The following is a 13564-nucleotide window of genomic DNA, read 5'->3' as shown; positions in this document are numbered from 1 at the left end:
TGAATATTGTTTAAACTACCAAACAACTATATGAAAGGAAAGAAATTTTATGAAAAAGCTTATGCTTGGAAATGAAGCCTTTGCCAGAGGATTATACGAGGCGGGCTGCGAAGTGGTTTCTTCTTACCCTGGAACACCTTCAACAGAGGTAACTGAAGAGGCTGCAAAGTACGAGGAGATCTATGCTGAATGGGCGCCAAATGAAAAGGTCGCTATGGAAGTTGCACTTGGTGCGTCAATAGCAGGTGCGAGAAGCTTCTGCGGAATGAAGCACGTTGGACTTAACGTGGCTGCTGACCCGCTCTATACAGCTGGATACACCGGTGTTACAGGCGGTATGGTCATATGTGTTGCCGATGACCCTGGAATGCATTCTTCACAGAACGAGCAGGATTCACGTCATCACGCTATTGCATCAAAGACAATGATGATCGAACCTTCTGATTCTGCAGAATGTAAGGAATACGCAAAGATGGCTTTTGATCTGTCTGAAAAATTTGATGTTCCTGTTATTGTCAGAATGTCAACAAGAGTTTCTCATTCACAGTCAGCAGTAGAACTCTGCGACAGAGTAAAAAGAGATCTTATTCCATATGAAAAAAATCCACAGAAGTATGTAATGATGCCCGGCAACGCTATTCGCCGTCACCCTATCGTTGAGGACAGAATGGCTGCTATCGCTGAATATGGCGAAGATTGCCCACTCAATACAGTTGAAATGAATGATTCTGAAATTGGTGTAATAACAGCAGGTATTTGCTATCAGTATGCAAAGGAAGCTTTGGGCGACAAGGTGAACTACCTGAAACTTGGAATCGTTAATCCTATGCCTGTTAAGATAATAAAGGATTTTGCAGCTAAGTGCAAAAAGGTATACGTTATTGAAGAGCTTGACGATGTAATAGAAACACATTGTAAGAAAAACGGTGTAGATGTTGTCGGCAAGGAGATCTTTGGCTGGCTGGGAGAAATATCTCAGAAACAGATAAGAGAGAAGGTACTTGGCGAAACATACGAATTTGATACTTTTGAAGATACCGTTCCGGTAAGACCACCAGTAATGTGCGCAGGATGTCCTCACAGAGGTCTGTTCTATTGCCTTTCAAAGCTTAAGGTAACAGTTTCAGGCGATATCGGATGTTATACACTTGGCGCAACAGCACCTCTTTGCGCAATGGATTCTACTATTTGTATGGGTGCGTCGATCTCTGCACTTCACGGCTTTAACAAGGCTAGGGGAGCTGAGGCTGAAAAGAGATCTGTTGCTGTTATCGGTGACTCTACTTTCATGCACAGCGGTATGACAGGTCTTGTAAATATTGCATATAACTCCACAAATTCTACTGTTATAATCCTCGATAACTCTATTACAGGTATGACAGGTCATCAGCAGAATCCGACAACAGGTAAAAACCTTAAGGGAGATCCTGCTGCGGCAGTAAACCTTGAAAACCTTTGCCATGCTATCGGAATAAACAGCGTAAGAGTCGTTGATCCGTACCATATGGCAGAAACAGAGGCAGTAATAAAGGAAGAACTTGCAAAGGAAGAGCCTAGCGTAATTATTTCAAGACGTCCTTGTGCACTTCTTAAATATGTTAAGCATAACCCACCGCTTAAGGTAAACAGCGATAAGTGCGTAGGCTGTAAGCAGTGTCTTAAGATCGGCTGTCCGGCTATCTCAATACATAACGGCAAGTGCGTAATAGATCATACACAGTGCGTAGGCTGCGGAATATGTAAGGAAATGTGCAAGCTCAACGCTATCGGAGAATAAATATAGGGTAAATAATATATGGGGTAATAGAATATGAGTAACACAAATAAGGTTTTAGGAGCAGTAGGCGCAGCAGTTGGTGCAGTTCTTGGAATTATAGTATGGTGTCTGATCGGAAAGCTGGGATACATATCATGGATAGGCGGATTTGCAATAAGCGTTTTCACTTTTGGCGGATATATACTTCTCGGAAAAGAAGTAAGCAAATTCGGCGTTATCTTTTCGATCGTGCTTATGATCCTGTCTGTATATATTGCGACCAGACTTAACTGGGCAATATCATTACAAAAAGCTTTTAGTACAGGACTTGGACGTGACAGAAGTTTATGGGAATGCTTCAGCGATATCATGCGGTGGGTAGAGTTTGCTGATTCAAAAGCAAGATTTTACCTTGATCTCGGTTTGGGATATGTTATGACATTTGCTGCCGGCTTCGGTTTTATTAAGAAAAGACTGTAATATGCGCTGTATAAACACACAGACATAATTAATGATGAGGTGTAAAAATGGAAACAAAATCAATTATGATAGTAGGCGTGGGCGGACAAGGCTCATTGCTTGCATCAAGAATTATAGGAAATGTTCTCCTTTCACAGGGATATGATGTAAAGGTCAGTGAAGTACACGGAATGAGCCAGCGCGGCGGTTCTGTTGTTACATATGTAAAATATGGTGATAAGGTATATTCACCTGTTGTAGAAAAGGGTGAGGCTGATATCATTATCAGCTTTGAACAGCTGGAGGCCGCAAGATATGTTTCGTATCTTAAAAAAGGCGGTCATATCATAACTTCAACTCAGCAGATAGATCCTATGCCTGTTATCACAGGTGCAGCAAAATATCCTGAGAATATTATCGACAAGCTTAAGGCACAGGGCATAGACGTTATTGCCTGCGACGCTCTTACTCTTGCTGAACAGGCTGGAACATCAAAGGCTTCCAATGTAGTTCTCATGGGTGTGGTATCTACTAAGATGAATTTTGAAGAAAGCGTTTGGCAGCAGGCTCTTGAACAGTGCGTTCCTGCTAAATTCTTAGAGCTTAACAAGAAAGCTTTCGCACTCGGCAGAGAGGTAAAATAAATGGATGAGATCAGCAGTCTTATTATAAAAATGACTGAGTTCTTTAATAATGATCCTAAGCGTATCCAGCACTTTATCAAGGTATATACTTTTGCTCGTGTTATAGGAAGAGCTGAACAGCTTGATATAAACAGTATGTATTGCCTTGATACTGCAGCTGTTGTGCATGATATCGGTATAAAGCCTGCTGAGGAGAAATATGGTGCAGGACACTGCGGCGGCAAACTTCAGGAAGAGCTTGGTCCTGAGCCAGCCAGAAAAATGCTTACCGAACTTGGATATGACGAGGGTGTCATAGACAGAGTTTGTTTTCTGATAGCTCATCATCATACATATACAGGTGTTGATGGTGACGACTGGCAGATATTGCTTGAAGCTGATTTTATGGTCAATGCTTTTGAGGATAACCTTTCAAAAGAGAGCATTATAAACTTCCGTGATAAAATTTTCATAACCAATACAGGAACAAAAATGCTGAACGATATGTTCGGTCTTGAATAATAAAGTAATAGGAGGTGTGTTCCAATGGCAAAGTATTGGAACGAAAAAATCGAGTGTATGCCCCGTGAGAAGATGAAAAAGCTCCAGAGCGAAAGACTCGTAGCACAGGTAAAGCACGTCTGGGATAATGTGCCTTACTATAAAAAGCTAATGGAAGAAAAGGGAGTAACACCTGATGATATCCATGGCATCGAGGATCTTCACAAGCTGCCGTTTCTTTCTAAGGCAGACCTGCGTGAGGCATATCCTTATGGACTTCTTGCAAAGCCGCTTTCTGAGTGCGTCAGAATTCATTCTACAAGCGGTACAACAGGTAAGAGAGTCGTAGCGTTCTACACACAGAATGATATTGATATGTGGGACGATTGCTGTGCAAGAGCTATCGTAGCTGCAGGCGGAGATGAGAATGACGTTTGTCATGTAGCATACGGCTATGGACTTTTCACAGGCGGTGCAGGTCTTAACGGCGGTTCTCATAAAGTCGGCTGCCTTACACTGCCAATGTCATCAGGTAATACTGAAAGACAGATACAGTTTATGCAGGATCTCGGTTCTACGATCCTTTGCTGTACACCATCTTATGCAGCATACATAGGCGAAACTGTAAAGGAAATGGGAATAAAGCCTGATGAACTCAAACTCAAGGCCGGTATTTTCGGTGCTGAACCTTGGACAGAGGAAATGAGAAAAGAGATCGAGAAACTTCTCGGCATCAAGGCATATGATATCTACGGACTTACCGAAACAAGCGGTCCTGGTGTTGCTTTTGAGTGTGAAGAACAGACAGGAATGCACATCAATGAGGATAACTTTATTGCTGAGATCATCGACCCTGACACAGGTGAGGTTCTTCCTGAGGGTTCTAAGGGTGAGCTTGTATTTACAAGTATCACAAAGGAAGCATTCCCGCTTCTCAGATACAGAACAAGAGACATCTGCGTTCTTACAAGAGAAAAATGTTCATGCGGCAGAACTCTTGTTAAGATGTGCAAGCCTATGGGCAGAAGCGATGATATGATGATCATCAAGGGTGTAAACGTATTCCCGTCACAGATCGAATCTGTTCTTCTTAAGATGTCAAATGCTACACCTAACTATCAGATAGTTGTTGACAGAGTAAATAACGTTGATACATTTGAGATCAGAGTTGAGCTTTCAGATGATATGTTCTCCGATACTATAAAATCTATTGAAGAGCTTGAAAGAAAGATCGGTTCTGATATACATTCTATTCTCGGCATAAAGGCAAAGATCAGCCTTGTAGAGCCAAAGAGCATACCACGTTCTGAGGGTAAAGCCGTAAGAGTAATAGATAAGAGAAAGTTAGTATAGGATTCGGCATACCAATTATAAGGGAGGTTGTTTTATGACAGTAAAACAGTTGTCGGTTTTTGTAGAAAACAGACCCGGAAGATTATCCGAGATAACAGGCGTTCTCGGTGCAGCAGGTATAAATATCAGAGCTATTTCCATTGCTGATACAAAGGATTTCGGTATAATGAGAATTATCGTAAGCAATACGGAAAGTGCTGAAAAAGTCCTTAAAGAACATGGCTGTATTGTTACGAAATCAAATGTTATCGCAGTTGTGATAGATGATGAGCCATGCGGTATGGCTAAAGTTATGGAAACACTTTATAAGGATAATATCAGCGTGGAATATATGTACGCTGCATTCCTTAACACATCAGAAAATACAGCTTGTCTGATACTCCGTGTTGACAGCAATGAAAAGGCTGTAACAGCTTTGACTGAGAAAAACTTTAAGCTTCTTTCTGAGTCAGAAATGAAAAACATTTGATAATTTTTTACATCTGCCGTCGGATAAATAGCTCTGACGGCAGTTATATTTAATTGGTTAGTTTTGCATAACTAATTATGAAATTTTCGTAAAATAACAAAAAAGTCTTGATTTTTTTTGTAAATGTGGTATTATATTATTATAGAACCAAGCAAAGCGGAGATACCGTTTTGAGGTTCTGATAGTATTATTAAAGGAGGTCAATAATATGGCTTATAAGATTAGCGATGATTGCATCAGCTGTGGCGCTTGTGCAGCAGAATGTCCTGCTGGCGCAATTTCAGAGGGTGACGGCAAGTACGTTATCGATGCTGATACATGTCTTGATTGTGGTGCTTGTGCAGGTGTATGTCCTGTTGGCGCTCCTCAGGCTGAGTAATTTTTTAGTACATAAAAGCGTTCGTCTTACGGCGGGCGCTTTTTTTCTGCCTTTACAACAAACGTAAACATTTGTTCTTGACAAAACAAATGTTCTGGTATATAATAAATATAAGAACTAATGTTCGTACGTTTATTATATTGCTGGGGGTAATACTATGAGCAGGCAGATCTTGCACGTTGATATAAATAATTGCTATGCGTCAATAGAATGTCTTTTAAATCCATCTCTGAGAGGAAAGTGTGTGGCTGTTTCGGGACGTGTCGAGGAAAGGCATGGAATAATACTTGCGAAAAATGAGGCTGCAAAATCATGCGGCGTAAAAACAGGTGAAACGATAAGGGAGGCAAAGAAAAAATGTCCCTCACTTATTACAGTCCCTCCGCATTACAGCATTTATCTTGACTATTCAAAACGTGCTAAACGTATTTATGAACGTTATACCGACAGAATAGAGTCGTTTGGTATAGATGAGTGCTGGCTTGATGTTACCTGCGCAAGACGAAAACTTGAAGATATATCCGAAGAGATACGTCATACTATAAAACATGAATTGGGCATTACAGTTTCAATAGGCGCAAGCTTTAATAAAATTTTTGCAAAGCTTGGTTCTGATATGAAAAAGCCTGACGCAGTAACGCTGATAACGGAAGATAATTTCAGGGATAAAATATGGAAACTTCCTGCCGCCGATCTTCTTTTTGTTGGTAAAAACTGCACCAGAAAGCTTGAAGTGCATGGCATAGAAACTATTGGAGATATTGCAAAAACACCTGTTGACTCGCTTGAAGGCTGGCTAGGCTGTCGTGGAAGAGATCTTTGGATATATGCAAACGGACTGGATAAAACGCCCATAGATTTTTATTGGAATAAACCTCCTGTAAAAACTCTTTCCAATGGTACAACAGCCTATCGTGATCTTATGAACAATGACGATGTGCATATACTTACAGCAGCACTCTCTGAAAGCGTGGCTGCAAGACTACGCAGGATAGGTTCAAAAGCAATGGGAGTTTCTATAAATGTGAGGGACAGTAAATTGAGAACATATACAAGGCAGTGCAAGCTGCGAATACCTACCAGCGACGGCGTTACTGTTTCTGAATACGCAATGAAGCTTTTTCAGGATTCATACAACTGGGATAAGGATACAGCGGTAAGATCTATATCAGTAGGGGTGTATGATCTGTGTGATGAAAGATCGGCTATGCAGTTGGATTTTTTTACAAATCCGTTGATGCTCGATAAGCGTGACCGTATAAATACAGCTGTGGATAAGATACGAGAAAAATATGGTTATACATCTATAAACCGTGCAATAGTGGCAGGGGATAAGGAGTTTTTCAGATTTGATACAAGAATACAGAATGAGGTCCACCCGGTTGGTAAGATCAATTCCTAATTTTTAAGGTAAACTTATGCTTGACAAAATCAATAAAATAAGTTATACTTTATTATATTATAATATTGTTTTGAGCAATGACGCTTTTAGATCTGAGGGTTTAAAAGCGTCATTTTTTATTTTTTCGGAGGGAAGGGAGTAGAATGGACTATCTTTCAAAAAACATATCTTTAAATTTAAAACGTATCAGACTAAGCAGAAAACTCTCGCTTGACGATGCAGCTGCGATCACGGGTGTGAGCAAGAGTATGCTGGGGCAGATAGAAAGAGGGGATTCAAATCCTACTATAAGCACGATAGCAAAGATAATAGGCGGAATGCGTATAACCGTTGACGATCTTATCCAAGCGCCTGTAAGTGAAGCCTGCCAGATATGCAGAGATGACCTTACCCCCATAAAAAATGAAGAAGGTCAGTATGCAGTCTATAAGTATTTTCCTTTTGAAAAGACAGGAGAATTTGAAGTGTATGGCGCAGTCATACAAGCTGACGGAATGTATCAAAGCGACTCACACGGAGAGCATTCCTGTGAATATGTTATTGTGACCAAAGGTACGCTTACATTAAAAATAGACGGAGAGTTCTATGAAATACCTGAGGGTGATGCCATGTGCTTTGAATGTGACAAAGAGCATAAGTATATAAATAACAGTAAGGAAACGTTAAGCTTTGTTTCGTATCTTACGTTCAGTAAAAAATATTGATTCACTTTATGATAAAACAGCCGTACTTTGAAGGTTCGGCTGTCTTTTTTGTAAACAACAAGTAAAATTGTACTTGCTATATCCGAATATTTGTGCTATAATTTTTTTAGGTAAATTTAAGGCAGACAAAGTATAATCATAATATAAAATTATACTAAAAAGGGAAGTGTTTATTATGAGATTGCTTCTTGCAGAAGATGAAAAAGAACTTTCTAATGCTCTGACAGCAATATTAAAACACAATAACTATTATGTGGATCAGGTCTATAATGGACTTGATGCCAGAGCCTATGCTTTAAGTGAAACATATGACGGTATCATTCTTGACATCATGATGCCTGGTATGAACGGCATAGATGTTTTAAAATGTCTTAGAGAAACTGGAATTGAAACGCCTGTACTGCTGCTCACTGCAAAGTCCGAGCTTGATGATAAGATACAAGGACTTGACAGCGGTGCTGATGATTACCTTACAAAACCTTTTGCAATGGGAGAACTGCTTGCCAGAATAAGGGCGATGACAAGACGAAAAAGTGAATTTGCCCCCAATCTTCTGAAAATGGGAAATGTTACGCTCAACAGAGAGAACTTTACCATTTCCACTGCCGAAGGTACGCAGAAGCTTGGAAATAAGGAATTTCAGGTCATTGAAATGCTTATGCTTAATCATAATATGCTTATCTCCACTGAGCGGCTTATGGAGAAGATATGGGGTTATGACTCAGATGCTGAGATAAACGTTGTCTGGGTATATATTTCATATCTCAGAAAAAAACTTAATCTTATTAAAGCAGATATTGAGATAAAAGCCTCACGAGGAGTGGGATACACCATAGAGGAGAAAGAGGCTGCAAAATGATAAAACGGCTCAGGCGGAGATTCGTGCTTATTGCAGCAATAAGTCTGCTGATAGTTGAAACGCTTATAATCGGTTCAATAAATATAGTAAACGTTTATCGCATAAATAATGAGGAAGATCAGCTGCTTGAGCTTATAGCTGACAATGACGGCAGATTTCCTGAATTCAATAAACCTCACGATCAGAAAACACCGCCTGACAGCACTGATGAAACAGATACAAGCAGTATGTCAGATGATAATGAAGATCATAAGCCTTCGCCTGATATAAAAAAGAAGTTCTTTAACGAAGAAACAAAATATCAGACGAGGTATTTTACTGTGTGGTATAACGGCAGCAACAGTCTTGATAAGGTCGATACAGGACATATAGCTGCTGTAACATCTAATGAGGCAGTAGAATATGCTGATGAGGTCAGAAAAAGTGATAACACAAGCGGGTATATCGGAAATTACAAGTATCTTGTTAGTGATTGTGATGATAGCGGAAAACTGTATATTTTCCTTGACTGCCGTAAGGATAATGAAACCAAATCACAGTTCATAGCCATTTCACTTGGTATAGCTGCGGCTGGATATGTGCTTGTTTGCGCAATGATATTGATTTTGTCAAAACGTGCTGTAAAACCGTTTATAGAAAACTATGAAAAGCAGAAACAATTCATTACCGATGCAGGTCATGAAATAAAAACGCCCATAGCTATAATTATGGCAAATACAGAAGTTATTGAAATGACTTCTGAGCCAAGTGAATGGACGGATAGTATAAAAAATCAGATACAACGTCTGAATATTTTGGTGGCTGATCTGTTAAGGCTTTCTAAAATGGAAGAAAATGATATCAAATTGACTTTTAATGAATTTGACCTGTCAGAAGCCTTTGATGATTCGGCTGCACCATTTGAAACCCTTGCTCAGACAAAGGGAAAAACATTAAAGATCATTACTGAAGAGGGCATAAGGTTCAATGGTGATGAGGGTGCTGTAAGGCAGCTTATATCTATCCTTATAGAGAATGCTGTAAAATATTCTGATGACAACGGCTTGATAAAAGCAGAGCTTTACAGAACGGCTAATGGAAAAAATGTGAAGATAAGAGTATCTGATACCTGTAAAGTTCCGCCTAAAGGGGATCTTAACAGACTGTTTGACAGATTTTATCGTGCCGATATGTCACGCAGTAGAAGTGAAGATGATACAAAGACAGGCAACGGAATAGGACTTTCTATTGCAAAAGCCGTTTGCGAGGCGCATAAGGGCAAGATAACCTGTAAAGCCGAAAAAGGTGAGATCGTTTTCACTGCAGTGCTGAAAATGTAATGTGAAATTAATGTACAATTAATTTTCATTTTAATTACACATTAGATTAAGCTTGATTTAAAGTAAAGCCTGTATACTTATAGACATAGAGAAAAACACGAAAGGAATGAATGCATTGAACTCTGTTCAGAAAATTTTTGAAAGAGTGGAAAAAAAGTATCTGATAGACGAAAAGGACTATCGGGCACTTATGGAACGATTCGATGGTAAAATGAAGATCGATCAGTATGGTAAAACTACCATATGCAACATCTATTATGATACTCCGTCGCATCAGCTTATAAGGACCTCTATGGAAAAGCCTGTATATAAGGAAAAACTGAGAGTCAGAAGCTATGGAACACCTGATAAAAATTCACTCGTTTTTGTTGAACTCAAGAAAAAATACAAAGGCGTAGTTTATAAAAGAAGAATAGATATGACTCTGGATCAATCGAATAAGTTTATTTTTGAAGGAATATCTCCCGAAAAAAATAAGCAGATCGAAAATGAGATATCATATTTTCTGAAATACTACAAGGAAATATCTCCGGCGATGTATCTTAGCTATGACAGGATCGCACTTTATGGCATAGAAGATCCTGCACTCAGGGTAACATTTGATAATCACATTTTGTATCGTGAAGAGGCACTGGAGCTTGATAAGGGAATATGGGGAAACGAACTTCTCCCGCCTGATCTTAAAATAATGGAGATCAAAATACCGGGATCAATGCCGATGTGGCTTTCTGAGATACTCGATGAGCTGAAAATATATCCTGCTTCATTCTCCAAATATGGAGAAGCGTTCAAAAAGGAATGCAGTAAAAAAATCAAAGACGGAAAGGTGATCTATTGTGCTTAATATAACAACTCTAACTGAAACTATCGATCTTACATCGACATCAACGGTAATGACTACCGGAACATTTATCCTTTGTACCATTGTATCGCTTGTACTTGGAGCGGTGATAGCATTTTCATTCAGCATAAAGCAGAAAACTTCAAAGAGCTTTACTCTTACCCTTGCTCTTCTTCCTCTTATCGTACAGGTCGTTATAATGCTTGTAAACGGAAATCTTGGCACAGGCGTAGCTGTAATGGGTGCTTTCAGTCTTGTAAGGTTCCGTTCTATCCCAGGAAATGCCCGTGACATATGTGCTATCTTCCTGTCTATGGCGGTAGGACTTGCAACAGGTACAAATCATCTGCTCCTTGCAGTAATATTTACTGCGGTCGTATGTGTGATAGGCATTATCTATACGCTCTCACCATTTGGTGAAACAGGAAGCAATGAAAAAATGTTGTCTGTTATTATTCCTGAAAGCCTTGACTATACAGACGTATTCAATGACATTTTTGATAAGTATACTAAGAGCGCAAAGCTGGTATCTGTAAAGACAACGCATATGGGCAGCCTTTTTAAACTTACTTATAATATCGTAATAAAATCAGACGTAAGCGAAAAAGAAATGATCGATGAGATCAGATGCAGAAATGGTAATCTTGAGATTACCTGCGCTCAGGTTATAAGCGAGCAGGAGAAACTTTAATATCCGTGAAAATAAACTGTATATACCCGACAGAAAACTGCCGAAGATTTGTCGGGTATATAAAAAGCAAAAAATAATATTAAAAATTTTAAAATATAAACATATTAGTAAAAGGAGTGACGCATTATGAAAAACATTAAGAAAGTTTCCTCTAAGACAGAATTTAAAAGAATTGCCGCTTTTGCAGCAGCTATCGCTTTATTAGCTATGACAAGCTGTTCTAAAAGCAGCAGTACGGACAGCAGCTCAGCCTCGTCTTCTGTTACAGCAAGCAATATAGACAATAAGATATCAGCAGAAGATATGGACGTTGGCTACGATGAATCAGAAGCCGCAACGATCACATTCTCTGATACTGATGTTCAGTTGAGTGGAAGCGGTGTTGAGGCTAACGGAACGGATATTACTATAACAAGTGCAGGAACTTATATTTTATCAGGCAGCTGTTCAGATGGCAGGATCATAGTAGACGCAGACAAAAAGGCTGAAGTCAGACTTGTGTTCAATGGACTTGATCTTACCTGCAAAGATAATGCACCGATACTTGTAACAAAAGCTGATAAGGTGTACATAACCATGGAGGATAATACGGAAAATGTAATATCCGACAGCGGAGAGTATGAATTGTCTGAAGATGAAAATACAGACGCTGCTATTTTCTCTAAGGCGGATCTTACTATCAATGGGGAGGGAAGTCTGACGGTAAATGCTAATTACAAGCATGGTATCGTTTCAAAGGACGATCTTGTTATAACAGGAGAAAATATTACTGTTACGTCAGTATCAACGGCTATCGAGGGCAAGGACAGCGTTAAAATTTCCGGAGGAACATTCAACATCTCAGCAGGTACTAATGGTATAAGGTCTACAAATACTGAAGATACTGAAAAGGGATTTATCAGCATCTCAGGCGGAACATTTAACATTACTGCTAATGGTGACGGAATAGAAGCTGAAACTGTACTTTCTGTTGACGGCGGAGAATTTAATATTACAACAGGCGGCGGAAGTGCAAACGCATCTATGAAGTCTGACGGCACTCCTAATGGTGACTGGCAGAATGATATGGGCAACGGAGGCGGAGGTCCAAGAGGAGATATGGGCGGAGATCCTCCTACACCGCCAGATGGCACAAATGGTGGTGCGCCTGATATGCAGCAGACAGATAATACAACTGAACTTAATGTAGAAACGCTGAGTGCTTCATCACAGGATCAGACTTCAGATACAGATAGTGAGTCAACATCTGCAAAGGGATTAAAGGCAGAAGGAAATCTTGAAATAACAGCAGGAACTTTCAATATAGATTCAGCTGATGACAGCTTCCACTGTGGCGGAGATATGATAATCAGCGGAGGAACACTTAATGCTGCATCTGGTGACGACGGTATGCACAGCGACAATAATCTTTCTATCAGCGACGGAGAAATTACAATAAGCAAAAGTTACGAGGGCATTGAAGGTCTTACAGTAACTATAAGCGGCGGAAATATAGACGTTACATCATCTGATGATGGTGTAAACTGTGCAGGCGGCAGTGATACAAGCTCTGACGACAGAATGGGCCGTGACCAGTTCGCTGCACAGGAAGGAGTATATCTGAGCATAACAGGCGGTACGCTCAATGTCGATGCAGGCGGTGACGGACTTGACTCAAACGGTGATTTCTATATGGAGGGCGGTACAGTTTATATAAGCGGCCCGACTAATGGCGGAAATGGAGCGCTTGATTACAACGGTGAAGCAACAATAAAGGGCGGAACTATCATAGCGAGCGGTGCAGTGGGAATGGAAGAATGTTTCGGAGAGAATTCTACACAGTATGCAGTTCTTCACGATTTTTCACAGACTTTATCAGCAGGTACTGAATTTACAGTCAAGGACAGCAGCGGAAATGTAATACTTTCATATACAAATGATAAGACATGGCAGGGTGTTGTTTTCTCATCTCCTGATCTTAAAGAGGGAGAAACTTATACAGTTACTGCTGGAGACATGAGTGATGAGATAACTATTTCAGATATCATAACATCTAACTCCACAGGTTCAGGCTTCGGCGGCGGAATGGGAGATATGGGCGGCGGAAGAAGATTTTAATTGTAAAAAAAATATTAAAAACTTGACAAATCAAATTGTAAGTGGTATAATGTTTTAGTCAGTTAAGTGACATCTTTTAAGAACGCTACATAGAACTACTGTCTGAACTAA

14 protein-coding genes are annotated in these 13564 nt (G+C 39.8%); all 14 read left to right on the top strand.

Going from position 1 to position 13564, the window contains the following annotated elements; genetic code table 11:
- The first annotated feature begins 49 nt into the window (after positions 1–49).
- The 14 genes from iorA to Q0E19_RS06250 all read left to right on the top strand — a co-directional run bounded on the left by iorA (position 50) and on the right by Q0E19_RS06250 (position 13453).
- Entirely contained in the window at positions 50–1777 is a 1728-nt protein-coding gene (gene iorA / locus Q0E19_RS06315; protein WP_294408249.1) for an indolepyruvate ferredoxin oxidoreductase subunit alpha, read from the top strand.
- A 33-nt stretch (positions 1778–1810) separates the two neighbouring features.
- Complete coding sequence (locus Q0E19_RS06310; protein ID WP_294408248.1) at positions 1811–2236, top strand: hypothetical protein; 426 nt, start codon at positions 1811–1813, stop codon at positions 2234–2236.
- Between the two features lie 47 nt (positions 2237–2283).
- A complete protein-coding gene (locus tag Q0E19_RS06305; protein WP_294408247.1) occupies positions 2284–2859 on the top strand; it encodes an indolepyruvate oxidoreductase subunit beta in 576 nt (191 codons plus the stop codon).
- Positions 2860–3360: an HD domain-containing protein gene (locus Q0E19_RS06300; protein ID WP_294408246.1), complete on the top strand. Its 501-nt coding sequence runs from the start codon at positions 2860–2862 to the stop codon at positions 3358–3360. It abuts the gene before it with no gap.
- Between the two features lie 24 nt (positions 3361–3384).
- A complete protein-coding gene (locus Q0E19_RS06295; protein WP_294408245.1) occupies positions 3385–4692 on the top strand; it encodes a phenylacetate--CoA ligase in 1308 nt (435 codons plus the stop codon).
- 34 nt (positions 4693–4726) lie between these two features.
- On the top strand, positions 4727–5161 hold the full coding sequence (locus tag Q0E19_RS06290) for an ACT domain-containing protein (RefSeq protein ID WP_294408244.1): 435 nt from the start codon (positions 4727–4729) through the stop codon (positions 5159–5161).
- 208 nt (positions 5162–5369) lie between these two features.
- The gene (locus Q0E19_RS06285) at positions 5370–5540 is read left to right on the top strand and encodes a 4Fe-4S binding protein (protein ID WP_294408243.1); all 171 of its coding nucleotides are present in this window, start codon (positions 5370–5372) and stop codon (positions 5538–5540) included.
- Positions 5541–5697: 157 nt separating this feature from the next.
- On the top strand, positions 5698–6942 hold the full coding sequence (locus Q0E19_RS06280) for a DNA polymerase IV (protein WP_294408242.1): 1245 nt from the start codon (positions 5698–5700) through the stop codon (positions 6940–6942).
- 143 nt (positions 6943–7085) lie between these two features.
- A complete protein-coding gene (locus tag Q0E19_RS06275) occupies positions 7086–7646 on the top strand; it encodes an XRE family transcriptional regulator (protein ID WP_294408241.1) in 561 nt (186 codons plus the stop codon).
- A gap of 175 nt (positions 7647–7821) precedes the next feature.
- Positions 7822–8505 (top strand): response regulator transcription factor, encoded by a 684-nt coding sequence (locus tag Q0E19_RS06270; RefSeq protein WP_294408240.1) that lies wholly within the window; start codon positions 7822–7824, stop codon positions 8503–8505.
- Positions 8502–9824 (top strand): HAMP domain-containing sensor histidine kinase, encoded by a 1323-nt coding sequence (locus Q0E19_RS06265; RefSeq protein ID WP_294408239.1) that lies wholly within the window; start codon positions 8502–8504, stop codon positions 9822–9824. Before Q0E19_RS06270 ends, Q0E19_RS06265 begins: the two co-directional genes overlap by 4 nt.
- A 106-nt stretch (positions 9825–9930) precedes the next feature.
- Positions 9931–10668, top strand: coding sequence for a polyphosphate polymerase domain-containing protein (locus Q0E19_RS06260; RefSeq protein ID WP_365904722.1), 738 nt, complete (start codon positions 9931–9933; stop codon positions 10666–10668).
- Positions 10661–11356 carry a DUF4956 domain-containing protein gene (locus Q0E19_RS06255; protein ID WP_365904720.1) on the top strand — a complete coding sequence of 232 codons (696 nt, stop codon included), beginning with the start codon at positions 10661–10663 and terminating at the stop codon, positions 11354–11356. The genes Q0E19_RS06260 and Q0E19_RS06255 overlap by 8 nt, the downstream gene beginning before the upstream one ends.
- A gap of 126 nt (positions 11357–11482) precedes the next feature.
- Positions 11483–13453, top strand: coding sequence for a carbohydrate-binding domain-containing protein (locus tag Q0E19_RS06250; protein WP_294408238.1), 1971 nt, complete (start codon positions 11483–11485; stop codon positions 13451–13453).
- Positions 13454–13564: the final 111 nt, after the last annotated feature.

The sequence above is a fragment of the uncultured Ruminococcus sp. genome (assembly GCF_934476685.1).
Classification (GTDB): domain Bacteria; phylum Bacillota; class Clostridia; order Oscillospirales; family Ruminococcaceae; genus Hominimerdicola.
The sequence above is the reverse complement of the archived record's forward strand: the minus strand, read 5'-3'. Positions and strand labels throughout refer to the sequence as shown.

Bases quoted from the DNA above. Each gene is read 5' to 3' on its own strand.
- Q0E19_RS06260 (WP_365904722.1), top strand. From the start codon at position 9,931: ATGAATGCATTGAACTCTGTTCAGAAAATTTTTGAAAGAGTGGAAAAA.
- Q0E19_RS06290 (WP_294408244.1), top strand. From the start codon at position 4,727: ATGACAGTAAAACAGTTGTCGGTTTTTGTAGAAAACAGACCCGGAAGA.
- Q0E19_RS06250 (WP_294408238.1), top strand. From the start codon at position 11,483: ATGAAAAACATTAAGAAAGTTTCCTCTAAGACAGAATTTAAAAGAATT.
- Q0E19_RS06270 (WP_294408240.1), top strand. From the start codon at position 7,822: ATGAGATTGCTTCTTGCAGAAGATGAAAAAGAACTTTCTAATGCTCTG.
- Q0E19_RS06275 (WP_294408241.1), top strand. From the start codon at position 7,086: ATGGACTATCTTTCAAAAAACATATCTTTAAATTTAAAACGTATCAGA.
- Q0E19_RS06305 (WP_294408247.1), top strand. From the start codon at position 2,284: ATGGAAACAAAATCAATTATGATAGTAGGCGTGGGCGGACAAGGCTCA.
- Q0E19_RS06300 (WP_294408246.1), top strand. From the start codon at position 2,860: ATGGATGAGATCAGCAGTCTTATTATAAAAATGACTGAGTTCTTTAAT.
- Q0E19_RS06285 (WP_294408243.1), top strand. From the start codon at position 5,370: ATGGCTTATAAGATTAGCGATGATTGCATCAGCTGTGGCGCTTGTGCA.
- Q0E19_RS06310 (WP_294408248.1), top strand. From the start codon at position 1,811: ATGAGTAACACAAATAAGGTTTTAGGAGCAGTAGGCGCAGCAGTTGGT.
- iorA (WP_294408249.1), top strand. From the start codon at position 50: ATGAAAAAGCTTATGCTTGGAAATGAAGCCTTTGCCAGAGGATTATAC.
- Q0E19_RS06295 (WP_294408245.1), top strand. From the start codon at position 3,385: ATGGCAAAGTATTGGAACGAAAAAATCGAGTGTATGCCCCGTGAGAAG.
- Q0E19_RS06265 (WP_294408239.1), top strand. From the start codon at position 8,502: ATGATAAAACGGCTCAGGCGGAGATTCGTGCTTATTGCAGCAATAAGT.
- Q0E19_RS06280 (WP_294408242.1), top strand. From the start codon at position 5,698: ATGAGCAGGCAGATCTTGCACGTTGATATAAATAATTGCTATGCGTCA.